Genomic DNA, 22,523 nt, shown 5'->3' with positions numbered 1-22,523 from the left:
ATTCTCCGGCCCGCGGCGCCCCGATCGGTACGGCTCGCCTGCCGTACCTGTACAGGCTCGTCCTTTCGCAGAAGTGACGCGCCCACGTGTTCCGGCACGTTCTTTCTACGAAAGGCACGATTTCGTGACCATGCTTGACCTCGGTGAGGGCACCGAGACCCGCGCCGAGTTCGCACTGCTGGGTCTGCCCAAGCCGCTCGTGGCGGGGCTGGCCCGGCAGGGCATCACCGCGCCGTTCCCGATCCAGCGGGCGGCCATCCCCGACATCCTCGCCGGGTACGACGTCCTCGGCCGGGGCCAGACCGGCTCCGGCAAGACGCTCGCCTTCGGCCTGCCCACGCTGACCAGGATCGCGGGGGAGAAGGCACGCCCCGGCCGACCCCGGGCCCTCGTCCTGGTGCCCACCCGCGAACTGGCCCTGCAGGTGGCCGACGCCCTCGAACCACTCGGCCGCGGGCTGTCGCTGCGCACCCGCACGGTCGTCGGCGGTATGTCCATGGGCCGCCAGATCGAAGACCTGCGCCGGGGGGTCGACGTCGTCGTCGCCACGCCCGGCCGCCTCACCGACCTCATCGAGCAGGGCGAGTGCGCGCTGGACGACGTCCAGGTCACCGTCCTCGACGAGGCCGACCACATGTGCGACCTCGGGTTCCTGCCCGTGGTCAGCGCGCTGCTCGCGCGCACGCCCGCCGACGGGCAGCGCCTGCTGTTCTCCGCGACGCTCGACGGTGACGTGGACACGCTGGTCAAGCGCTTCCTGACCGACCCGGTGATCCACTCCCTGGACCCGGCCACCTCCTCGGTGGAGACGATGGAGCACCACCTGCTCCAGGTGCACCGCGACGACAAGGCGGACGTGACGGCGGAGATCGCCAACCGGGACGGCCGTACGATCCTGTTCGTCCGCACCCAGCACGGCGTCGACCGCGTCGTGAAGCAACTCGCCCGGTCGGGGGTCCGTGCGGGCGGTCTGCACGGCGGCAAGCGGCAGAACCAGCGCACCCGCATCCTCGACGGGTTCCGCGAGGGCACCATCGGGGTGCTCGTCTGCACCGACGTCGCCGCCCGCGGCATCCACGTGGACGACGTGAGCCTCGTGCTGCACGTGGACCCGCCGGCCGACCACAAGAGCTACCTGCACCGGGGCGGCCGTACGGCCCGCGCGGGCGAGCGCGGCGTGGTGCTGACGCTGGTCCTGCCGAGCGAGCGCCGCGCCACCGAGTCGATGACCCGCAAGGCGGGGGTGAGCCCGTCCCGTCACCGGGTGGCGCCGGGCGATCCGATCCTGGCCGAGATCGCCGGGGCCCGGCGGCCGAACGGCGCGGCCGTTCCCGTGTGGGAGCCCGACGTGCGCAGGCCGCTGCGGCCCGCGCGGGACGACCGGGCGCCCGGCCGCCGACGGCACGGCGGAGACCGTCATCGCGGCGCCGACCGTCCGGGTGACGGCGACGGCCGGCGCAGGCGGTCCGAGCAGGGCGAGCGGCCTCGCGGTCCCTGGACCGGCGACGGCCGGGCCGACGGCCGCGCCGAGACCGGCGGCGGCCACCGCCGTGGCCGCACGGGCGGACACGGCGGCCAGGCCGGGCACGGTGGTCAGGCCGGGTATGGGAGCCAGGCCGGATACAGCGGTCAGGGCGGATACGGTGGCCAGGGCGGGCGCCGCGGCCGCGGAAGCCGCTTCACCGGCCGCTGAATCCTCCTCACCACGCTGCCTTGAGCACCACCTCCACCGGGCCGTCCGTACGGGCGGCCCGGTGGCATGTGCGGGCCGTCCCTCAACCGGGGCCCGGGGCGGCTACCTCGGCACTCCTGCCGAACCCACGAACTCCGCCAGACCCGGTCGAACCACGTTGCAGGAAGAACTCCCGCAGCAGCTGGACCTGATCAGCCAGCACGCCCCCGCCATCCCGGCGGGCGCTCTCAACCAGAGTCCAGAACTCATCCTCCGTCACAGCCGGACGCTACAGCCTGCCCAGGCGGCGGACGCTCGCTTGAAGAAAATATGTAGACCGGTCTATTCTCCTCGCATGGCTGGAACCGAAGGAGCCGAGACCAGTGCTCGGCTGGTGGAGTCGATGCCCGAGCTGATCCAGCGGCAGGGCTGTCGCTTGGTCCGCGGTGCTCCGGCATTCATGCCGGGGGTGACGCCGCACTGCGCGGCCCGGGCGCACGCCGTACCGCTCGACGGCGCCTTCCACGACAACGAGGCGTCCCTGGGTGAGCGTACGGAGGTGTCGTCGTGAGCGCCGGGGACCGGCACGCGCTGGTCCTGGGCGCGACCGGCTTCGTCGGACGCCACCTGGTGCTCGCGCTGGGTCAGGCCGGCGTCCGGGTGAGCACGGCCGGCCGGAGCCACGAGTCCTACCGGCGGCTCGCCCGCTGGCTGGCCGAGCACGGGCATGACGAGGCCCCGGCCGACCTCCGGGTCGACTTCACGACGCCGTCGCTGATCGAGGGGGAGCTCGACGACGTCACGGAGGTCTACAACTGCGCCGGCGCCTACCGGTTCGGCATGCCGGCGGACGAGGCCCGCCGTGCCAACGTCGGCAGCGTCCGCGCGGTCGTCGCCTTCGCGGCGCGACTGCCGCGGCTGCGCCGCCTCGTCCACGTCTCCGGGTATCGCGTGGGCGGGCAGGACCCCCGCCCCTGGAGCGAGGAGCAGCGGCGGGAGACCTACCGGGCCCTGGGCGCGTACGAGGCGTCCAAGGTGGAGGCGGACGCCGTCTTCCAGTCCGAGGCGGAGCGGCTGGGCGTTCCCTGGTCGGTCGTCAATCCGGCCAGCGTGATCGGCGACAGCGTCACCGGTGAGTCCGGCCAGTACCTTGGGCTCGCGTCGACCCTGCGCGACCTCTGGCGGGGCGGCCTCGCGGCGGTTCCGGGGAACGCGCGGACGTTCGTCCCCGTGGTCGCGGTCGACTACCTCGCCCGGTTCATGACCCTGCTGCCGGTGGACGAGACGGCCGAGCGCGCCTCCTACTGGCTGCTGGACGACGACACGCCCGCCCTGCCCGGCCTGCTCGCGCTCGTCGCGGAGCACTACCGGGTCAAGGCGCCCCGGGCGCGGGTTCCGGTAGCCGTGCTGAAGCGCCTGCCCCGCCGGCTCACGAAGGCCGACCCGGAGACGCTGACGTTCCTGTCGAGCGACCGCTATCCCACCGGCTCGGCGCGGGCCTTCGCCGCCCGTCACGGGCTGACCATGCCGGACACCGCGACGACGATCCGCCGCTGGGCCGACCACCTGGCGGCGAGCCGGTTCGGGGACGCCCCCGCCGGCGGCAGACGGTTCACCGGCCCGGCAGGGGTGCGGACGTTCGAGCTCGGCGAGCCGGGCGCGCCCACGGTGGTGCTGCCGGGCCTGCCGGTCAACGCCGACACCTGGGCGCCGGTCGTCGCGGCGCTGGGCCAGGCCCGCGCCGCCGACCTGCCGGGGCTGGGGATGAGCGCGGGAGGCCGCGACGACTGGCCGTCCTGGCTGACCGCCCTCGTCACCCAGACCGGCGCACGCCACCTGGTCGGTCACTCCATCGGCGCCGCAGCCGCCGTCGAGGCCGCGGCCGCCCATCCGGACGAGGTGGACCGGCTCACGCTCGTGGCGCCGTTCTTCCTCCTGGCGCGCCCCGCTCGCGCCGCCCGGCTCCTGGCCCGTCGGTACCTCGACCGGGTCTCACCCCGGGCGCTGGCCGAGCGGCTCACCGGAGACCCGGCGCACGCGGCCGCCCTCCACTCGAGCGTGGCGGATCTGCGCCGCGGCGCCGCCGCCACCGCCGCCCGGCTCCTGGCCGCCACGGCGTCGCCCCGGTGGAGGGCGGACCTCCGGGCCGAGCTGACGCGTTACCCGGGACACGTGCACGTCGTCGTGGGCTCCCGCGACCCTCTCGGTACGGAAGGGCGGGCCCTTCTGGACACGCTCCCGCGGGCCACCGTGACGGTGATTGCGGGCGCGGGCCATCACCCCCAGCTGACGCACCCCGAGGAGGTCGCCCGAGCCGTCGCGCTCGGAACCCGTCCCCGGGGGCGCGAGCCGTTCAGCCCTTCAGGCCGCTCAGCACGATCCCGCGGGTGAAGTAGCGCTGGAAGGCGAGGAAGAAGGCGATCGACGGCAGGGAGGCGAGCAGGCCGCCCGCCATGATCGCGCCCTGGTTCTGCGCGCCCGTGAAGTAGGAGTTGAGGCGGGCCAGCGCGACCGGGATGTTCGCCATCTCGTCGCTCTGCACGATGATCAGCGGCCAGAGGAAGTTGTTCCACTCCGCGAGCACGATGAAGATCGACATCGCGGCGAGGGCCGGCCGCAGCAGCGGCAGCACGATCTGCCACCAGATGCGCCACTCCCCGGCGCCGTCGACCCGGGCGGCCTGGATGAGCTCGTCCGGGATCGAGTGGAGGAACTGCACCAGGAAGAATAGCACGAACGCCTTGGCCAGCGCCGGGACGATGTAGCCCTGGTAGGTGTCCAGCCAGCCCAGGTTCCGCATGATGACGTAGTTCGGCACCAGGGTGGTCTGCCAGGGCACCATCATCGAGGCGACGATCAGCAGGAAGATCAGCCGCCGCCCCGGCACCCGATGCTTGGTGATCACGTACGCCGCCAGCGAGGCGACCAGCAGCGACCCGACCGTGACCGCGACGGTGATCACCAGGCTGTTGAACATGAAGCGGCCGAACCCGAAGTCCACCTGGAACCGCTGGAAGATGCCCTGGAGATGGCCGGGGTTGACCTGGGTGGGGGAGTAGCCGGGGTCGTAGAAGTTGTTCAGCGTGGGATGCTCAGGCACGAACGACGGCGGCTGCCGGTTCAGCTCCGTCACCGGCTTGAACACCGTGATCAGCATCCAGTAGAACGGCGCGATCATGGTGAGTGACAGCAGGTAGAACGGCAGGCGCAGCAGGTGGCCGCGCCAGGTGGTGCCCGCCCCGGCGGCGGGCGCCTGCCGGGGCGCGGCGCCCGGGTCGGCGACGATCGGTGTGGTCGTGGGGGCGACGGCCATCACAGCTCCTTCAGGGCGCGGCCGATGCGGAGGTTGACCATGCTGAGGGCGAAGATGATCAGGAAGAGCACCCAGGCGACGGCCGAGGCGTAGCCGAGCTTGAAGTGCGTGAAGCCCTGGTCGTAGAGGTAGGGAACGATCATCAGGCCCGAGTCGAGCACGCCGCCGATGTTGTTGGTGCCCCGGAACACGATGTAGACGGCTTCGAAGACCTGGAAGGCTCCGATCAGGCCGGTCACGACCACGTACGTGGTGACCGGGCGCAGCAGCGGCAGCGTCACCCGGCGGAACTGCTGCCAGGTGCCGGCGCCGTCGATGCGGGCCGCCTCGTAGTACTCCTGCGGGATCGTGTTGAGCCCGGCGACGTACAGGACCATCCCGTAGCCCATCCCGCCCCACACCGACATGAGCACGAGGATGGGGATCGTGAGCCCGGGGGTGGCGAGCCATTCGACGGCCCTGCCGCCGAACCAGGTCACGGCGGTGTTGGCCAGGCCGAAGTCGCCGGGGTTGAAGATCCACTTCCAGAGCAGCATGAGCGCGATCGACGAGGTCACCGAGGGCAGGAAGAAGATCGTCCGCATGATGCGGTGCGGCCAGCTCGACCCGCTGAAGGCCAGCGCGAGGCCGAGCGACAGCAGCGTGCCGATCCCGACGGACGCCACGACGTAGACGAACGTGTTGCCGAGGGCGTGCCGGAACCGGTCGTCGTCGAACAGCAGGCGCCGGAAGTTCTCCAGGCCCTGGAACTCGGGGGCGTTCACCCCGTCGAACTTCGTGAAGCTGAGGTAGAGCGAGTTGGCCAAAGGCCAGACCAGGAACCCGGCGAACAGGCCGAGGAACGGCAGCAGCATCAGATAGGAGGTGCCGTAGCGGCGCCATCGTTGCCGGGGCGCGGCGGCGTGGGTTGCCATGTCGTTCTCCATCCGGAGGAAACCGTGGGCGGACCCGGGCCGGTGCGGGGTCGGGCGGCACCGGCCCGGGCAGGTGCGGAGGACGGAGGCCGGGGCCGGTGAGGGGTCAGGCGTCACCGGCGAGCCACGGCCGTCCCGGCTATCCGGCGTTGCGCTCCATGACCTTGGCGGCCTCGGCCAGGGCCGTCTTCACGTCGGCCTTGCCCAGGATCGCGGCCTGGAACTGCTTGGCGACGTCGGACGCGCTCTCGTCCCAGCCGGGGCATCCGGGCGCCGCGGCGCCGGTCTTGATGATCTCCGCGAACACCGCCGAGTGCTCCGGCGTGAACGGGGAGTCGGCGATTTTGTCCGGGCGGGGCGGGATGTAGGCGATGTTGCGGGCCTTCGACTCCGCCGTCACCGCGTCGACGGCCTCGTCGGTGTAGAGGAACTTCACGAAGTCCGCCGCCTGCTGGATGTGCTTGCTGTACGAGGTGACCCCGACGGCCCGCCCGCCGATGAAGGTCGTGGGCGCCGCCGGACCGGCCGGCAGCGGGGCGATCGCCCACTTGCCCTTCATCTTGGGCTTGCTGGTGTCGATGCCCAAGGCGTTCCAGTTGCCGCCGTAGACCATCGCGATGCCCTGGTCGAGCGCGTCCGAGGTCGTCACCGTGTCGGTCGGCGCGCCGTACTTGCGGTGCAGGTCGATCCAGTACGACAGCGCCTGCTCGGCCTGCGGGGTGTCGAGCGAGGGCTTGCAGTCCGGCGTGTAGAAGCTGCCGCCGGCCTGGTAGAGGAAGTTGAAGTAGCCGATCCAGTCGAGGTTGCCCCAGTCGATGCTGAACGGCGTCTTCACCCCGGACTTCTTGAGTTTCTCGATGTCGGCGGTCAGTTCCTCCCAGGTCTTGGGCGGCTCCTTGAGCCCGGCCTTGTCGAACAGGTCGGTCCGGTAATAGAGCGCCTCGGTGGACATGTCGAGCGGGATGCCGTAGACGGTGCCGTCGGGGGAGACGGCCGACTTCCATTGGGCGGGCTGCGCCTGGGCCTGGAGCTGCTCGATTCCGTACTTGCGCAGGTCGACCATGCCGCCGCGCAGGCCGAACTGGATGGTCCAGGTCATGCCGCCGGAGATGATGTCGGGCCCGCTGCGGCTGGTCGAGGCCGCCAGCAGCTTGGCGTACGCGTCGTCCCAGGCCAGCGTCTGCACCTTGATCGTCACGTTGGGGTGCGACTTCGTGTACAGGTCGGCCGCCTTCTGGAAGGCCGCGCTCTCGTCGTCGCCCCCGGTGGACCACCATGTGATCGCGGCGGGGGCGTTCGCGTCGGCCTGCTTGGTCTCCGAGGTGCCGCTGGTCGCGCAGCCCGCGCCGAAGGCGGCGATCAGGGCGGCGCAGGTGGCCGCCGTCGTTCGTCGCATGGACGTCTCCGATCTCTACGGAAAGTGATCGACTGACATGTCGTGCCCCCCGAGAGGCGGCCGGCCGCGAGGCCCTGCCCGCGCGGCGCACCTCCCACGCTTCGAATTCGTGCAGAGTCCAGCACTAAACCGGATTAGTTTCAAGAGGGCGTTTCATCCCGTCAATCCGGACGTCACGCCGTTCAAGGCGCGATATCCCAGTTCAGATGGGTGAAGGGCGGTGAGGCGGATTCCCGTCGACGACTCTTAACCGGGTCAGAAGTCTGAAACAGGGCACTTGTGTAACCTTGCGGCGTACACGAGCCAGGCCGACCACCCCACGGGAGCCCCCATGTTCGTCGACATGCCCCTTGACCAGTTGCGCGCGTACCTGCCCGAGCGCCGGGAGCCCGCCGACTTCGACGCCTTCTGGGACCGCACGCTCGCCGAAGCCCGCGTGCACGACCTGAACCCGGTCTTCGAGCCGTACGAGGCCGACCTCGCGCTGGTCGACGTGGCCGATGTGACGTTCGCGGGATTCGGCGGGCATCCGATCAAGGGGTGGTTCATCGCGCCCGCGGGCGCGTCGGGACCGTTGCCGTGCGTGGTGGAGTTCATCGGGTACGGCGGCGGCCGCGGCCGGCCGCACGACTGGCTGCTGTGGCCGGCCGCCGGATACGCGACGTTCGTGATGGACACCCGTGGGCAGGGCGGCACCTGGCGCTCGGGCGACACCCCCGATCCGGTGGGCGGCAACGGCGCGCAGATCCCCGGCAAGCTCACCCAGGGTGTGTTCGACCGGGACGACTACTACTACCGGCGGCTCTACACCGATGTCGTGCGCGCGGTCGAGGCGGCCAGATCGCACCCCCTGGTGGACGCCGGGCGGGTCGTCGTGGCCGGCGGCAGCCAGGGCGGCGGCATGGCGCTGGCCGCCGCCGCGCTCGTGCCGGACCTCGCCTACGCGTTCGTCAACGTGCCGTTCATGTGCGACATCCGGCGCGCCGTCGAGATCACCGACGAGGACCCGTACGGCGAGCTGGGCCGGTTCTGCGGGATCCACAGGACGCGGGTCGAGGACATCTTCGCGACCCTCGGCTACTTCGACGGACTGCACTTCGCGGCGCGGGCCCGCACGCCCGCCCGGTTCTCCGTCGCCCTGCGCGACGGGGTCACCCCGGCCTCGACCGTTTTCGGGGCCTACAACCACTACGCCGGCCCCAAGGACATCACGGTCTGGCCGTTCAACGGCCACGAGGGCGGGGAGTCGCAGCAGGCGCTCGAGCAGCTCAGGCTGGCCAGGAAGATCCTCGGCTGAACCCGGTCTCGCAGGGGCCCGAGCAGGGGCCCGATCTCGCAGGGTGGACGCGGGGCGCGGTGGCCCGCCCCCGCGACTACCCTGGGGCCGATACCCTGAACGCGCAGGCACACGACCCGAGAGAGACCATGAAGACCTTCGAAGAGCTGTACGCCGAGCTGGCAGAGAAGGCGCGCACCCGGCCCGCGGGGTCCGGCACCGTGGCCGCCCTGGACGCCGGCGTCCATGCCATCGGCAAGAAGGTCGTCGAGGAGGCCGCGGAGAGCTGGATGGCGGCCGAGCACGAGTCGGCGGACCGGGCGGCCGAGGAGATCTCGCAGCTGCTCTACCACGTCCAGGTCCTGATGCTGGCGCGCGGAATCGGGCTGGACGAGGTCTACAAGCATCTGTAGCCGCCGCGGCGGCCACAGATCGTCCATCGACCTCGTTCTTGCCCGAAAGGATCTCCCACTCATGCTGCGCATCGCCGTACCGAACAAGGGCGCGCTCTCCGAGGCGGCCCAGACCATGCTGAAGGAGGCGGGCTACCGCCAGCGCAGGGACAGCAAGGAGCTCGTGGTCGTCGACTCCGAGAACTCCTGCGAGCTGTTCTTCCTCCGCCCGCGCGACATCGCCGTCTACGTCGGCGAGGGCACTCTCGACGCCGGCATCACCGGGCGCGACATGCTGTTCGACTCCGGCGCCCCGGCCGAGGAGGTCATGCCGCTCGGGTTCGGCCGGTCGACGTTCCGCTTCGCCTCCACGGCGGGCGCCTACTCCGGCGTCGCCGACCTGTCCGGCCTGCGCATCGCCACCTCGTACGCCGGGCTGCTCGGCAAGCACCTCGCCGACCAGGGCGTGGACGCCCGGGTCATCAAGCTCGACGGCGCGGTCGAGACGGCGATCAGGCTCGGCGTCGCCGACGCGGTCGCCGACGTGGTGGAGACCGGCACGACGCTGCGCAACGTCGGCCTGGAGGTGTTCGGCGAGCCGATCGCGCACTCCGAGGCCATCTTGATCAAGCGGGCCGGCGCCCCCGAGGCCAACGGCTTCCAGCAGCTCATCCGCCGCCTGCAGGGCGTGCTCGTGGCCCGCGACTTCGTGATGATCGACTACGACATCCGAGCCGAGCGCATCGACGAGGCCATCGCCATCACCCCCGGCATGGAGGGGCCGACCGTCTCCCCGCTCCACCGCGAGGGCTGGGTGGCCGTGCGGGCGATGGTCCCGCGCAAGGGCCACCAGCAGGTGATGGACCAGCTCTGGGAGATCGGCGCCAAGGCGATCCTCGTCACCGCCATCTTCGCCTGCCGCCTCTGAATCAGGCTTTTTCGACCCGCTGTCACCGTGGCGCGCCGTGTGCCAAGATCGCGTCATGATGCGATTACATCGTCTGCTGGTGCCGTTGATCTGCGCGCTCACCCTCGCGGCGGGCGCGCCCGCCGTCGCGGCGGAGCACTCGGCGACCAGTGCGGGGACGGCGGACGTCCCTGCGACGCAACTCGACGCGATCCGCAGGCTCGATTTCATGGTCGGGCGATGGGCCGGTTCGGGATGGGTCGACACCGCCTCCGGCCGGCAGGAGTTCCTCCAGACCGAAAAGGTGGCCTACAAGGCGGGCGGCCAGGTGCTCACGGTGGAGGGCCAGGGGCGGGACAAGACCGATCCGAGCAGGATCGTGGACACCGCGCTCGCGGTCGTCGGCTACAGCGACGAGACCGGACAGTACCGGTGGGAGGCGTTCTCCCAGGGGCACGTCACCGAGTCCGTGCCCGTGGTCGACGACCACTTCTTCCAATGGAGCCTTCACACCGGGGGGCCCACCATCCGGTACACCCTGCGCTTCACCGGCAGAACGTGGCACGAGGTCGGTGAGTACACCCTCGACGGCGGCGTCACCTGGCGGCAGAACTTCCAGATGGACCTGAGACGAGTGGCCTGACGACCCCTGTGCCTCCTCCCTCCCCTCTCGTACGGGGAGGGAGGCGGATGACAAATGTCACCGCGAAGGCCGGAGACGCGGCACTGATGATCGGACCCGCCCGATCCCTACCGTGAGGGCATGAACGCCATCGCCTTCACCGACGTCACCAAGAGGTACGGGGACGTGCTCGCGGTCGACGGCCTCGACCTGGAGGTCCCGGGCGGCGCCACGGTCGCCCTCCTCGGGCCGAACGGGGCCGGGAAGTCCACCTCGATCAACATGCTGCTGGGCCTGCTGCGGCCCAGCTCCGGCGAGATCCGGGTCTTCGGCGAGCCGCCGGAGACGGCGGTCGCCAACGGGGAGATCGGCGCGATGCTCCAGGAGGGCGCGCTGATCCCCGAGCTGACGGTCGCCGAGACCGTGGACTTCGTCCGGCGGCTCTACCCGCGTCCGCTGCCGCTGGAGGAGATCCTCCGGCTCGCCGACCTCACCGAGCTCGCCCGGCGGCGGGCCGACCGGCTGTCCGGCGGCCAGACCCAGCGGGTCCGGTTCGCGCTGGCGATCGCCGGCGGGCCGAGGCTGCTGCTGCTCGACGAGCCGACCGCGGCCATGGACGTCGAGTCCCGCCGTACGTTCTGGGACAACATGCGGGCGTACGCCGCGCGGGGCCGGACGATCCTGTTCGCCACCCACTATCTGGAGGAGGCCGACGAGAACGCCGACCGGGTCGTCGTGATCGCCCGCGGCCGGGTCGTCGCCGACGGCACCGCCGCTGAGATCAAGGCCGGGGTCGCCGGTCAGGCGGTGAGCTTCCTGCTGGGCGAGCAGCCGGTCGCCGGGCTCGACGCCCTGCCGGGGACGACCGGCGTGGAACTCCAGGGCGGCCGGGTCACGCTGCGCACCAGCGACCTCGACGCCACCGTCGCCGCGTTGTACCGCAAGACCACCCTCGACATCCGCGACCTCCAGCTCCACGGGGCCGACCTGGAGGACGCCTTCCTCGCCCTCACCAAGGAGGCCTGACGATGCGGCACTACATCAAGGTCGAACTGCTGCGGATGCTGCGCAACAAGCGCTACGTCATCTTCGTGGTCGCCTTCCCCGTCGGCTTCTACCTCCTCTACTCCAACCTCTGGGGCTCGGAGTCCGACCAGGCGACCGGGCTGCGCGGCAGCGTCCTGCTGATGGTCTCGATGGCCGCGTACGGCGCGCTGGCCGCCGCGATGATGTCGACGGCCGTGCCCTGGTCGCAGGAGCGGCACAGTGGCTGGCTGCGGCAGCTCCAGATCACCCCGCTGCCGGGCCGGGCGATCATCCTGACGAAGCTGATCTCCTCGCTGCTGCTGGTGCTGCCGTCGCTGCTGCTGGTCGGCCTGGCCGCGGTGCTGACCCAGCACGTGTCGCTGTCGCCGGTGCGGTGGGTGGAACTGATCCTGGCGATGTGGGCCGGCACGATCCCCTTCGCGGCGCTGGGCCTGGCGATCGGATCCCTGCTGCCGCCCGACACCGCGCAGCCCGTCGCGATGATCGGCATGTTCGGGCTGGCCCTGCTCGGCGGGCTCTGGTTCCCCGAGAGCATCATGCCCGCGGCCATGAAGAGCATCGCCCACGTGACCCCGTCGTACGACTACGCGCGCATCGGATGGCGGATCGCGGCGGGCGAGACCCCGCACGCGGCCGACGCGGCCGGCATCCTCGCCTGGGGGGTGGCCCTGGTGGCACTGGCGCTCGTCGCCTACCGTCGTGCGACGGTGCGCGCCTGATCGACACAGCGCGACGGTGCGCGCCTGATATCCACCACGTTCGGAGGGACAGCGGGATGAGCCGGCTGGCCAGAGTGTTCACCTTCGGCGGGATGGACGACCGTCCCTCCCGCCTGAGGCGCCTGATGGGCATGTCGCTGGGCCTGATCTACCTCTTCTACCCGGTGTCCGAGGTGGTCGACGGCACGGTGCGCGGCGCGCGGGCGGCCTGGTGGATGGCCGCGCTCGCGGTCTTCATAGCCGTCTACCTGACGATCGTGCTGGGGCCGCGCGACCTCCACGATCACCCCCGGTGGATGTTCCCCCTGCTCGGCGTCGCGACGGGGATGGGGGCCGTCTTCCCGTTGATCTTCCGGAGCCCTTCCTGGCTGACCCTGCCGGTCTACCTGGTGGTCGTCTACGCGATGGGCCTGCCGCCCCGCCGCGCCCTGCTGGGTCTCGCGGCCATGGCCGCGCTCGTCGTCGCCGACGGCAAGGTCATGGGCGCCGACGACGGCACGGTGTGGGCGCTCGTGCTGCAGATCGTCACACTCGGCGTGCTGTTCATGAGCGTCCGCAACACCCGCGTCCTCGTCGTCCAGCTCAGGCAGGCGCAGAGCGAGGTCGCCAGGCTGGCCGCGACCGAGGAGCGGCTGCGGATCGCCCGCGACCTGCACGACCTGCTGGGACACAGCCTCTCGCTCATCGTGCTCAAGAGCGAGCTGGCCCGCCGCCTGGGCGAGCAGGGCTCGCCGAAGGCCGCCGGGGAGGTGGCCGACATCGAGTCGGTGGCGCGGCAGTCGCTGGCCCAGGTGCGCGAGGCCGTCGGCGGATACCGCCGGCGCCGCATGTCGGAGGAGATCGACGGCGCCAGGTCGGCGCTGGGCGCCGCCGACGTCGCCCTTACCGTGCGCACCCGCGGCACCCCGCTGCCCGAGGACCTCGACGGCCTCTTCGCCTGGGCCGTACGCGAGGCCACCACCAACGTCGTACGGCACTCCGGGGCCACCCGCTGCGAGATCGACGTGTCGTACGGGGAGGGGGGCGCGGTGCTGGAAATCGCCGACAATGGCGGCGGCGGGGCGTACGAGCCGGGCAACGGCCTCACCGGGCTCGGCGAGCGGGTGCGCGCGGCGGGCGGGAACCTGGAGGTCGAGGCCGGCAAGCGGGGGTTCAGGGTGCGGGTCGCGGTTCCGCCGCCCCTGGGCCGTACGGCGGAGATGATCGCGGATAGGTTGGGCGAGTGATCAGGGTCGTGCTGGCTGAGGACCAGAGCATGGTGCGGGGAGCGCTCGCCTCCCTGCTCGGCCTGGAGCCCGACATCGAGGTGGTCGGAGAGGCGGCGAACGGGGACGAGGTGATCACCGTCGCCGAGGCGACCACACCGGACATCGCGCTGCTCGACATCGAGATGCCCGGCAGGGACGGGATCTCCGCCGCCGAGGAGCTGGGCCGCCGGGTCCCCGGGTGCCGGGTGGTGATCCTCACGACCTTCGGCAGGCCCGGATATCTGCGCCGCGCGATGGAGGCCGGGGCGGTGGCCTTCCTGGTGAAGGACAGTCCCGCGAGCGAACTGGCCGCCGCGATCAGGAGGGTGCTGCGGGGCGAGCGCGTGATCGACCCGGGTCTGGCCGCCGCCGCGCTCAGCGCCGGGCCGAACCCCCTGTCGCCGCGCGAGCGCGACGTGCTGTCCGCCGCCGCGGACGGCTCGACGATCAACGACATCTCGCTGCGGCTGCGCCTGTCGGAGGGCACGGTGCGCAACTACCTCTCGGCGGCCATCCACAAGACCGGCGCGCGCAACCGGATCGAGGCCGTCCAGAAGGCTCAGGCGCAGGGCTGGCTCTGACCGGCGAGGCAGGGCGGGGCATGATCACCAGGCGTACGCCTCGGGCGCCGGCCTGGCTCCGTTGGGGCCGGGGGGCGGAAAGAGCGCGTCCAGCGTGGCGAGCGTGCCGTCGTCGAGCGTGATCGTCAGTGCGCGCAATGAGCCGTCGAGCTGCTCGATCGTGCGCGGCCCGACGATCGGTCCGGTCACGCCGTCCTGGGCGAGCAGCCACGCCAGTCCGACGTGCGCCGGGTCCTCGCCGATGTCGGCGCACAACTTCTCGTACGCCTCGACGGAGTCCCGGTGCTCGGCCAGCGCGGCGGCCCAGAGCCCCGAGCCGCTGCGGGCGGCGACCCCCTCACGCTGCTTGCGCAGGACGCCGCTGAGCACGCCGCCGTGCAGCGGCGACCATGGGATCACCCCCAGCCCGTAGTGCCGCGCGGCGGGCAGCACCTCCAGCTCGGCCCAGCGCGACATCAGGTTGTAGATGGACTGTTCGCTGACGAGCCCGAGGAAGTGCCGGGACCGCGCCGCCTCCTGCGCCTGGGCGATGTGCCAGCCGGCGAAGTTGGACGAGCCGAAGTAGAGCACTTTTCCCTGCCGGCGAAGGACGCTGAACGCCTCCCAGATCTCCTCCCACGGCGTGCTCCGGTCGATGTGGTGCATCTGGTACAGGTCGATGTGGTCGGTCCGCAGTCGCCTGAGCGACGCCTCGCACGCGCGCCGGATGTGCAGGGCGGAGAGGAACTGCTCGTTGGGCCAGTTCCCCATCGGCTGATAGACCTTGGTGGCCAGCACGGTCCTGTCGCGCCGGCCGCCGCCCTTGGCGAACCAACGGCCGATGATCTGCTCGGTGACGCCTTCGCCCTGCTGCGCGCCGTACGCGTCGGCCGTGTCGAAGAAGTTGAGGCCGTGCTCGTGCGCACGGTCCATGATCGCGTGACTGTCCTCTTCGGACGTACGCGACCCGAAGTTCATGGTGCCGAGGACGAGCCGGGACACCGAAAGGCCGCTGCGGCCGAGGCGGGTGTACTCCACGTGTTTCTCCCTCTCAGGGGCGTCACTGGTCGCATCAAACGGGACGCAGTGAAGCTACAACTTGCGACAGTCATGTTGCAAGTCTGAGGCGAGCGGCGACGCCGCCGTAGTATCGCCCGTGAAGGGGAGAAGGCCGGACGCGCCCTCGGCCGCGGTCCGCGGTGGCCTCAGCGGGCCGGCTGCGCCTGGAGGTCGGCGGCGTGCCGCAGCAGGTCGCCGACCCGCACCACGCCCATGCACCTGCCGACTTCGTCGACCACCACGAGGTCGTCGTACACGCGGGCGTTGTCCCGCCCCGCCACCTGCATGGCCGCGATCACCGGGGTCGTCTTCGCCACGATCTTCGCGGTGTCCGCCAGGCGGCCGGCCGACTTCTTCGCGTGCAGCGCGTGGCCGTACGCCCCGGCCATGAAGAGCAGGAACCGGCTGCGGTCGATGCTGCCCTGCGGCCGCTGGTATTCGTCCACCAGGATCACGCTCGTGATCGAGGGCTCGGCGCTCAGCACGGCGACCACCTCCTCGGCCGTCGACCCGGCCGGCAGCGTCACCGCGGGAAGCAGGAGCTCCTGCACCCGGGGGCCCAGCGACGCGGTGACCGCGGCCGCCTCGGGCACCGGCAGCGGCACGTGGACGCGGTTGTACCCGTGGGAGGGGCGCCAGTCCGACGGCGCGAGCAGGGAACCTTGCGCGAGCCGGATGCCCCAGCCGCGTACGGCCGCCAGCTCCGTCTCGTCCCGCACGCCCGGGGCGAGCACGTGCGCGCCGACGCCGCGCGCGAGCCGGACCAGCGACTCCGCGAGCGCGCCGCGCCGGGGATCGCGCGGTCCCCGCGCCACCAGGTCGGGGGACAGCGCGATCACGTACGGCGAGGCGTCGGCGAGCAGGTCGAGCGGCAGCGCGGCGGTGCCGACCCCGCCGAAGGCGATGAGGTAGCCCACCGCGCGCAGCCCGTCGATCCCGGACAGCAGGGCCGTGCGCTCCACGGGCGCGGGATCGCCCTCGATCACGAGGATGACCTCGCGGGGACGCCGGTTGCACACGCGCATCGCCTCGTGCAGCGCTGCGAGGCCGGCCGTACCCCCGGCCACGGCGGCGGCGGAGATCGGCAGGACCAGCGGCAGCAGGGCCTCCTCTCGGGCGGCGGCCAGCAGGCCGTTCACCGGGCCCGCCACGCCCGGGCCGCCGGAGGAGGCGCCCTCGGCGATCACCTCGATGGCCACGGCGCCGCCGGTGTCGAGGTCGACCACCGGGAGGAAGAGCGGGGCGGCCGGGCCGGGGAAGCCGGGCGCGGGACCCGCGGGCGCGTACGCGCGCTGGTCGTACGGCTGGGCGGCGGCCGCCGGGGTGTACCTCCGCACCATGGTGGCCGGGCCGTGTTCCCACACGGCGTCCGCCGGGGCGTGTTCCCGCGCGCTGTCCGGGGGGAACGGGGTCGCCGGGGCCGGGCCGGACGCCGGGGCGAGTTGCGAGGTCGCGGCGAGCGGCGCCGCCGAGGGGGAGGGGAGCGACACGATTGAATTGTGGGACGCCGGGCCCCCGGACTTGCCGTCCACAGAAGGAAATTCACCTATATTTCCCCGTCAGTTGGACGGAATCCGACAGACGGTGCACGAGTAGGCTGATCAGCCATGACGGCAGGGCCCGCCGCGGGAGGCGGCAGATGGATCTCGGTCGCCCCCGAGCGGCTCGCCGGATGGATCGCGCGCTTCGCCGAGCGGCACGGCGCGATCGAGGCCGTCGTCCTGCCCGACCTGGTCCGTCTCGACGCCGCCGACGGCGCGGTCGCGGAGTGCCACGTGCCGTTCCCGCCGCTGCGCCCCTCCCGCGAGGGTGAAGGTGGCGGCGGGCACGAGGGCGAGTTCCGCCTTCCCCCGCCTGCGGCGGCGCTGGTGGCCCACGTGTGCCGTGAGCGGACCGTCGGCGTGCTGCTGGCCCGGCTCGGCGGGCACGCCGCCGGCGTCTTCGCCGGGGCCCGCCTCGTGACGGGCAAGGTCGGCTCGCGTCAGGTCCACGGGCGCAGCGCGGCGGGCGGGTGGTCGCAGCAGCGCTTCGCCCGGCGCAGGGACAAGCAGTCGGCCGAGGCGCTGGGGGCCGCCGCCGACGTGGCCGTCCGGGTGCTCCTGCCGAGGCTCGCGGACCTGGAGGCCGTGGTGCTCGGCGGGGACCGGCGCTCGATCGACGAGATCAGGCGCGACCGGCGCCTCGCGCCGCTGTTCGCGCTGGAGACCGGCCCCTTCCTCACCGTCCCCGACCCCCGGCTGGCGGTCCTGGAGGGCGCCCCCGCGCTGTTCCGCGCCGTACGGATCCGCGTGATCGACCCCTGACCGGCCGTGCGGCGGGGCGAGGGCGGGGTTTCACCGCAGGCGGTGGTGGACACGGCGGCACTACACTTGAGCCCATGCGCACTCCCGATTGATCGCTCCCGGTGCCGATCCTGACCCCATCACCTACGGGAGTGTCCCCTTAACCATGATCATCGCTACCGACATCGAACTTCGCGCCGGCTCGCGCCTGCTCATCGAGGGCGCCTCGTTCCGGGTGAACCCGGGCGACAAGATCGGTCTGGTCGGCCGCAACGGGGCCGGCAAGACCACCCTCACCAAGGTCCTGGCGGGAGAGGGCCTGCCCGCCGCGGGCACGGTCACGATCTCCGGCAGCGTCGGCTACCTGCCGCAGGACCCCCGCACCGGCGACCTGAGCGTGCTGGCGCGCGACCGGATCCTGTCGGCCCGCGGCCTCGACGACGTGCTCCGCGAACTGCGCGAGGCGGAGGCCGGGATGGCGGCCGACGACCAGCGCGTACGCGATCGGGCGGTGCGCGCCTACGGCCGCCTGGAGGACCGCCTGCACGTCCTCGGCGGCTACGCGGCGGAGTCGGAGGCGGCCTCGATCGCCTCCAGCCTGGGGCTGCCCGACCGTGTCCTCGGCCAGCCGCTGGAGACCCTCTCCGGCGGCCAGCGACGCCGGGTGGAACTGGCCCGCATCCTGTTCTCCGGAGCGGAGACTCTCCTGCTTGACGAGCCGACAAACCACCTCGATGCGGACTCGATCGGCTGGCTTCGTGATTTTTTGCGCTCGCACCAGGGCGGCTTGGTGATCATCAGCCATGATGTGAACCTTCTTGATGCGACGGTAAACCGGGTGCTCCACCTCGACGCGAACCGCTGCGTGATCGACACCTACAACGTCGGCTGGAAGGCGTACCTCGCCCAGAGGGAGACCGACGAGAAGCGGCGCAAGCGTGAGCGGGTCAACGCCGAGCGGCAGGCGTCAGCCCTGCTGTCCCAGGCCGACCGCATGCGGGCGAAGGCCACCAAGGCCAAGGCGGCCCAGGACATGGAGCGGCGCGCCCGGCGGCTGCTCTCCGGCGTCGAGGGCGAGCGGCGCTCCGACCGCGTCGCCAAGCTGCGCTTCCCCGACCCCGCGCCCTGCGGGAAGACCCCTCTGACGGCCCGCGGCCTGTCCAAGTCGTACGGCTCGCTGGAGGTGTTCACCGACGTCGACGCCGCGGTGGACCGGGGCTCGCGGATCGTCATCCTGGGCCTGAACGGCGCGGGCAAGACCACCCTGCTGCGTCTGTTCGCGGGCATCGAGAAGCCCGACACCGGCGAGGTCCTGCCCGGCCACGGGCTCAAGCTCGGCTACTACGCGCAGGAGCACGAGACGCTCGACGCCGGGCGCACGGTCCTGGAGAACATGCGCTCGGCCGGGCCCGACCTGGCCGACGTCGACCTGCGCAAGGTGCTGGGGTCGTTCCTGTTCACCGGCGACGACGTGGACAAGCCCGCGGGGGTCCTGTCCGGCGGGGAGAAGACCCGTCTCGCCCTCGCGACGCTGGTGTTGTCGAGCGCCAACGTGCTGCTGCTCGACGAGCCCACCAACAACCTCGATCCGGCCTCCCGCGATCAGGTGCTGACCGCCCTCGGCTCCTACACGGGCGCGATTGTGCTGGTCACGCACGACGAGGGGGCCGTGGAGGCGCTGCAGCCCGATAGGGTGATTCTGTTGCCAGACGGAGTAGAAGACGCATGGAGCGACGAATTTTCCGATCTTGTGGCGCTCGCCTGATCTTAATTTGAGCGGGTAGGGATCTTTTCCCGCGGAGTAGGTAGCCGATCCCGTCGAAATGACTGATCATGGGCTGAAGTAACGCTGCGGAAGTCTGGCACTACAGGAGGTACTCGTGGCCGAGACTCTGAAGAAGGGCACCCGGGTGACCGGGGCCGACCGGGAAAAGCTGGCCGCCGATCTCAAGAAGCGCTATTCCGCGGGTGAGAGCATCCGCGCTCTGGCTGCTTCCACCGGCCGCTCGTACGGGTTCATCCACCGCATCCTGAGCGAGTCCGGAGTGACTCTGCGCGGGCGCGGCGGCGCGACCCGGGGCAAGTCCAAGCGCTAGAGATCCACCTCAAGACGCGCGACCGCAGCCGCTCGTTCCTGCAGGAGGAGCGGTCGCGTCCGACTCGCCAGAACGATATTCGGTAAGCTCGGGCGCGACCGCGAGATGAACAGGAGGGCGGACGCCCGGCACGGACGGTGCGCCGCACCGGACCGGCCGTGCGAGGCGACGCCGCACCGGAGCAGGAGCAGGGCATGGCGGAAGCGGCAATGGGGGGGAATCTGGAGCACGCCCGTGAGACGGGCGACGGCTCCGATGTGTCGACGATCTCGGCGGCCGCGCCGGCCGAGGTCGGAGTGCGCTTCGAGGTGGACGGCGAGATCGCGACCGTCACTTTGGACCGGCCGGACAAGCGCAACGCTCAGACGTTCGCGACATGGTCGGCTCTGGCCCGGATCGGGGAGACCCTTCCGGAGCAGGTGAGAGTGGTCGTGGTCGAAGGCGAGGGGCCGTCCTTCTCAGCCGGGATCGACCTGCGTATGTTCAGGCCCGAGGGGGTGCCCGGACAGGGATCGTTCGCGAGCGCCGCGGCGCTCGGCGACACCGAGTTCGAGCAGCGGATCGCTGAGGCCCAGAAGGGCTTCCTGTGGCTGCGCAGGCCGGAGATCGTGTCGATCGCGGCCGTGCAGGGCCACGCGATCGGGGCGGGCTTCCAGCTCGCACTCGCGTGCGACCTGCGTGTCGTCGCGGACGACGTGAAGTTCTGCATGAAGGAGCCCGCGCTGGGGCTGGTTCCCGACCTGACCGGGACCAAGCCCCTGGCCGACATCGTGGGGGTTCCCCGGGCCATCGAGATGTGCCTGACCGCACGTACCGTTGGGGCCGCCGAGGCCGTACGGCTCGGCCTGGCCGAGATCGCGGTGCCCGCGTCCGAGCTGGCCCAGGCCGTACAGGACCTGGCCGCCGCGCTGCTGGCGACCGACCGCGCCGCCGCGGCCGCCACGAAGCGGCTGCTGCAGGCCGCGCCGGGACGCACGCTGGAGGAGCAGGCCGCCGCCGAGCGGGCCGAGCAGGTGGCGCGCATCCGGGCACTGTTCGGGTCGAACGGATAAGTGCTGTTCGCTTCGAGCTGACGGGGGAATCGGGGGAGTCCTCCCACCGCTGCACGGCTGGGAGGATGTACGACATATGTCGATGATGAACGGGGGCTACGGCCTTCAGGTGATGCGGTCCTTACGGCGTGACAGCTCCGTGACGAAGGAGCGGCTCACGCCGGGGACCGTCAGGCGTATCGCCGGCTACGCCCGGCCGTTCCGCGCCCAGATCGCCGGTTTCCTCGCGCTGGTCGTGGTCGACGCGGTCATCGTGGTCGCCAACCCGCTGCTGATGAAGGCGATCATCGATTACGGCATCACCCCCGGGCGGGTCGACGTGGTGGTGTGGCTCGCCGCGGCGATCGGAGCGCTCGCGGTGCTGGACGCCGGGCTCGGCCTGGTGCAGCGGTGGTTCTCCGCCCGCATCGGCGAGGGCCTGATCTACAACCTGCGCACCGAGGTCTTCGACCACGTGCAGCGCATGCCGGTCGCGTTCTTCATGCGCGCCCAGACCGGCGCGCTCGTCTCCCGGCTGAACACCGACGTCATCGGGGCGCAGCGGGCCCTCACCAGCACGCTGTCGTCGGTGGTGTCCAACGTCATCAGCCTGGTCATGGTGCTCGGCACCATGCTCGTGCTGTCGTGGCAGGTCACGCTGGTCGCGCTGGTCCTGTTGCCGATCTTCATCTTCCCGGCCAAGTGGGTCGGCCGCCGGATGTCCGCGCTGACCCGCGAGCAGATGCAGCTCGACGCCGAGATGAGCTCGGTGATGACCGAGCGGTTCAACGTGGCCGGGGCCATGGTCGCCAAGCTGTACGGCAGGCCGGACGACGAGGCGGCCCACTTCGCGGAGCGCGCGGGCCGGGTCCGCGACGTGGGCGTGATCGTCGCCATGTACGGCACGGTGTTCCGCATCGCGCTCGGCCTGGTCGCCGCGCTGGCGACCGCGCTCGTCTACGGTCTCGGCGGCGTGCTCGCGATCTCCGGGGCTTTCGCGCTCGGCACCCTGGTCGCCCAGTCGTCCCTGCTCATGCGCCTGTACGGCCCGCTGACCAGCCTGTCGAACGTCCACGTGGACGTGATGACCGCGCTGGTGAGCTTCGACCGGGTCTTCGAGGTGCTCGACCTCAAGCCGATGGTGGCCGAGAAGCCGGACGCGGGGCCGATCCCCGAAGGGCCGGTCACGATCGAGTTCGACGACGTCCGCTTCCGTTACCCGGCCGCCTCCGAGGTGTCGCTGGCGTCGCTCGAGTCGGTGGCCCGCCCGGACACCGGGCCCTCGCAGGAAGTGCTCAAGGGCGTGTCGTTCACCGCGCACCCGGGCGAGCTGGTGGCGCTCGTCGGCCACTCGGGCGCGGGCAAGACGACCATCACCCAACTGGTGTCCCGGCTGTACGACGTGGACGAGGGGACCGTCCGGATCAACGGCGTGGACGTCCGCGACGTCACCCTGGACGGCATCAGGGACACGGTGGGAGTGGTCATGCAGGACGCCCACCTGTTCCACGACACGATCGGCAACAACCTCCGCTACGCCCGTCCTGAGGCGACCGACGAGGAGATCTGGGACGCCCTGCGCGCGGCCCAGATCGCCGACCTGGTCAAGAACCTGCCGGAGGAGCTGGAGACGGTCGTCGGCGACCGCGGCTACCGGCTGTCGGGAGGGGAGAAGCAGCGCATCGCCCTGGCCCGGCTCCTGCTGAAGGCGCCGCGGGTGGTGGTGCTGGACGAGGCGACCGCTCATCTGGACTCGGAGTCCGAGGCCGCGGTGCAGCAGGCGCTGAAGACCGCCCTGCGGGGGAGGACGTCGCTGGTGATCGCCCACCGGTTGTCGACCATCCGCGAGGCCGACACGATCCTGGTGGTCGAGGACGGCCGGGTCGCCGAACGCGGCCGGCACGAGGAGCTGCTGGAGCGGGGCGGCGCCTATGCCGAGCTGTACCGCACGCAGTTCACCGGCTCGGGCCCGGGCGGTTCCTGAGGCGCC

General features: G+C 71.5%; 21 protein-coding genes. 16 read left to right on the top strand and 5 right to left on the bottom strand.

The features are described 5' to 3' along the window. Positions 1 to 130: 130 nt before the first annotated feature. The 3 genes from QSK36_RS10710 to QSK36_RS10700 all read left to right on the top strand — a co-directional run bounded on the left by QSK36_RS10710 (position 131) and on the right by QSK36_RS10700 (position 4,063). A complete protein-coding gene (locus QSK36_RS10710; RefSeq protein ID WP_285782316.1) occupies positions 131 to 1,693 on the top strand; it encodes a DEAD/DEAH box helicase in 1,563 nt (520 codons plus the stop codon). 334 nt (positions 1,694 to 2,027) lie between these two features. Then, complete coding sequence (locus tag QSK36_RS10705; protein ID WP_285782254.1) at positions 2,028 to 2,243, top strand: hypothetical protein; 216 nt, start codon at positions 2,028 to 2,030, stop codon at positions 2,241 to 2,243. Continuing rightward, a complete protein-coding gene (locus tag QSK36_RS10700; protein WP_285782253.1) occupies positions 2,240 to 4,063 on the top strand; it encodes an alpha/beta fold hydrolase in 1,824 nt (607 codons plus the stop codon). Before QSK36_RS10705 ends, QSK36_RS10700 begins: the two co-directional genes overlap by 4 nt. Here the strand turns inward: QSK36_RS10700 and QSK36_RS10695 are convergent. The 3 genes from QSK36_RS10695 to QSK36_RS10685 form a co-directional block, all read right to left on the bottom strand. Further along, positions 4,026 to 4,985, bottom strand: a complete 960-nt coding sequence (locus tag QSK36_RS10695) for a carbohydrate ABC transporter permease (protein WP_285782252.1) — start codon at positions 4,983 to 4,985, stop codon at positions 4,026 to 4,028. The two genes, QSK36_RS10700 and QSK36_RS10695, sit on opposite strands and share 38 nt — an antisense overlap. Then, positions 4,985 to 5,899, bottom strand: a complete 915-nt coding sequence (locus QSK36_RS10690; RefSeq protein ID WP_182902075.1) for a carbohydrate ABC transporter permease — start codon at positions 5,897 to 5,899, stop codon at positions 4,985 to 4,987. The genes QSK36_RS10695 and QSK36_RS10690 overlap by 1 nt, the downstream gene beginning before the upstream one ends. A 139-nt stretch (positions 5,900 to 6,038) precedes the next feature. After that, positions 6,039 to 7,295 (bottom strand): extracellular solute-binding protein, encoded by a 1,257-nt coding sequence (locus QSK36_RS10685; protein ID WP_183537378.1) that lies wholly within the window; start codon positions 7,293 to 7,295, stop codon positions 6,039 to 6,041. A gap of 331 nt (positions 7,296 to 7,626) precedes the next feature. On the opposite strand from QSK36_RS10685, the gene QSK36_RS10680 reads away from it, so the two are divergent. From QSK36_RS10680 to QSK36_RS10645, 8 genes are all read left to right on the top strand, one after another. Further along, entirely contained in the window at positions 7,627 to 8,592 is a 966-nt protein-coding gene (locus QSK36_RS10680; protein ID WP_183537380.1) for an acetylxylan esterase, read from the top strand. 128 nt (positions 8,593 to 8,720) lie between these two features. After that, positions 8,721 to 8,984 carry a phosphoribosyl-ATP diphosphatase gene (locus tag QSK36_RS10675; protein ID WP_030507281.1) on the top strand — a complete coding sequence of 88 codons (264 nt, stop codon included), beginning with the start codon at positions 8,721 to 8,723 and terminating at the stop codon, positions 8,982 to 8,984. A 61-nt stretch (positions 8,985 to 9,045) separates the two neighbouring features. Continuing rightward, the gene (hisG, locus tag QSK36_RS10670; protein ID WP_183537383.1) at positions 9,046 to 9,891 is read left to right on the top strand and encodes an ATP phosphoribosyltransferase; all 846 of its coding nucleotides are present in this window, start codon (positions 9,046 to 9,048) and stop codon (positions 9,889 to 9,891) included. Positions 9,892 to 9,946: 55 nt separating this feature from the next. Continuing rightward, the gene (locus QSK36_RS10665; RefSeq protein ID WP_285782251.1) at positions 9,947 to 10,513 is read left to right on the top strand and encodes a hypothetical protein; all 567 of its coding nucleotides are present in this window, start codon (positions 9,947 to 9,949) and stop codon (positions 10,511 to 10,513) included. A gap of 120 nt (positions 10,514 to 10,633) precedes the next feature. Further along, complete coding sequence (locus QSK36_RS10660) at positions 10,634 to 11,518, top strand: ABC transporter ATP-binding protein (protein ID WP_183537387.1); 885 nt, start codon at positions 10,634 to 10,636, stop codon at positions 11,516 to 11,518. Positions 11,519 to 11,520: 2 nt separating this feature from the next. After that, the gene (locus QSK36_RS10655; protein WP_182902069.1) at positions 11,521 to 12,258 is read left to right on the top strand and encodes an ABC transporter permease; all 738 of its coding nucleotides are present in this window, start codon (positions 11,521 to 11,523) and stop codon (positions 12,256 to 12,258) included. Between the two features lie 56 nt (positions 12,259 to 12,314). Next, on the top strand, positions 12,315 to 13,484 hold the full coding sequence (locus QSK36_RS10650) for a sensor histidine kinase (protein ID WP_285782250.1): 1,170 nt from the start codon (positions 12,315 to 12,317) through the stop codon (positions 13,482 to 13,484). After that, the gene (locus QSK36_RS10645) at positions 13,481 to 14,086 is read left to right on the top strand and encodes a response regulator transcription factor (protein WP_285782249.1); all 606 of its coding nucleotides are present in this window, start codon (positions 13,481 to 13,483) and stop codon (positions 14,084 to 14,086) included. The genes QSK36_RS10650 and QSK36_RS10645 overlap by 4 nt, the downstream gene beginning before the upstream one ends. A 24-nt stretch (positions 14,087 to 14,110) precedes the next feature. Here the strand turns inward: QSK36_RS10645 and QSK36_RS10640 are convergent, their stop codons facing one another. Next, positions 14,111 to 15,103: an aldo/keto reductase gene (locus tag QSK36_RS10640; RefSeq protein WP_285782248.1), complete on the bottom strand. Its 993-nt coding sequence runs from the start codon at positions 15,101 to 15,103 to the stop codon at positions 14,111 to 14,113. Between the two features lie 167 nt (positions 15,104 to 15,270). Continuing rightward, positions 15,271 to 16,614: an EAL domain-containing protein gene (locus QSK36_RS10635; RefSeq protein ID WP_285782247.1), complete on the bottom strand. Its 1,344-nt coding sequence runs from the start codon at positions 16,612 to 16,614 to the stop codon at positions 15,271 to 15,273. Between the two features lie 117 nt (positions 16,615 to 16,731). Between QSK36_RS10635 and QSK36_RS10630 the strand changes: the two genes are divergently transcribed. From QSK36_RS10630 to QSK36_RS10610, 5 genes are all read left to right on the top strand, one after another. Continuing rightward, positions 16,732 to 17,427: an acVLRF1 family peptidyl-tRNA hydrolase gene (locus tag QSK36_RS10630; RefSeq protein ID WP_285782246.1), complete on the top strand. Its 696-nt coding sequence runs from the start codon at positions 16,732 to 16,734 to the stop codon at positions 17,425 to 17,427. A 145-nt stretch (positions 17,428 to 17,572) separates the two neighbouring features. Beyond that, on the top strand, positions 17,573 to 19,171 hold the full coding sequence (locus QSK36_RS10625; protein ID WP_285782245.1) for an ABC-F family ATP-binding cassette domain-containing protein: 1,599 nt from the start codon (positions 17,573 to 17,575) through the stop codon (positions 19,169 to 19,171). A gap of 115 nt (positions 19,172 to 19,286) precedes the next feature. Then, positions 19,287 to 19,502, top strand: a complete 216-nt coding sequence (locus QSK36_RS10620; RefSeq protein ID WP_030507271.1) for a helix-turn-helix domain-containing protein — start codon at positions 19,287 to 19,289, stop codon at positions 19,500 to 19,502. Between the two features lie 194 nt (positions 19,503 to 19,696). After that, the gene (locus QSK36_RS10615) at positions 19,697 to 20,554 is read left to right on the top strand and encodes an enoyl-CoA hydratase/isomerase family protein (RefSeq protein WP_285782244.1); all 858 of its coding nucleotides are present in this window, start codon (positions 19,697 to 19,699) and stop codon (positions 20,552 to 20,554) included. A 76-nt stretch (positions 20,555 to 20,630) separates the two neighbouring features. After that, positions 20,631 to 22,517 carry an ABC transporter ATP-binding protein gene (locus QSK36_RS10610; protein WP_139573102.1) on the top strand — a complete coding sequence of 629 codons (1,887 nt, stop codon included), beginning with the start codon at positions 20,631 to 20,633 and terminating at the stop codon, positions 22,515 to 22,517. The last annotated feature ends 6 nt before the right edge of the window (positions 22,518 to 22,523 follow it).

This window comes from Microbispora sp. NBRC 16548, assembly GCF_030268985.1.
GTDB classification, from domain to species: Bacteria; Actinomycetota; Actinomycetes; order Streptosporangiales; family Streptosporangiaceae; genus Microbispora; species Microbispora catharanthi.
Note: the sequence above shows the minus strand (reverse complement) of the source record. Positions and strands in the feature narration are given on the sequence as shown.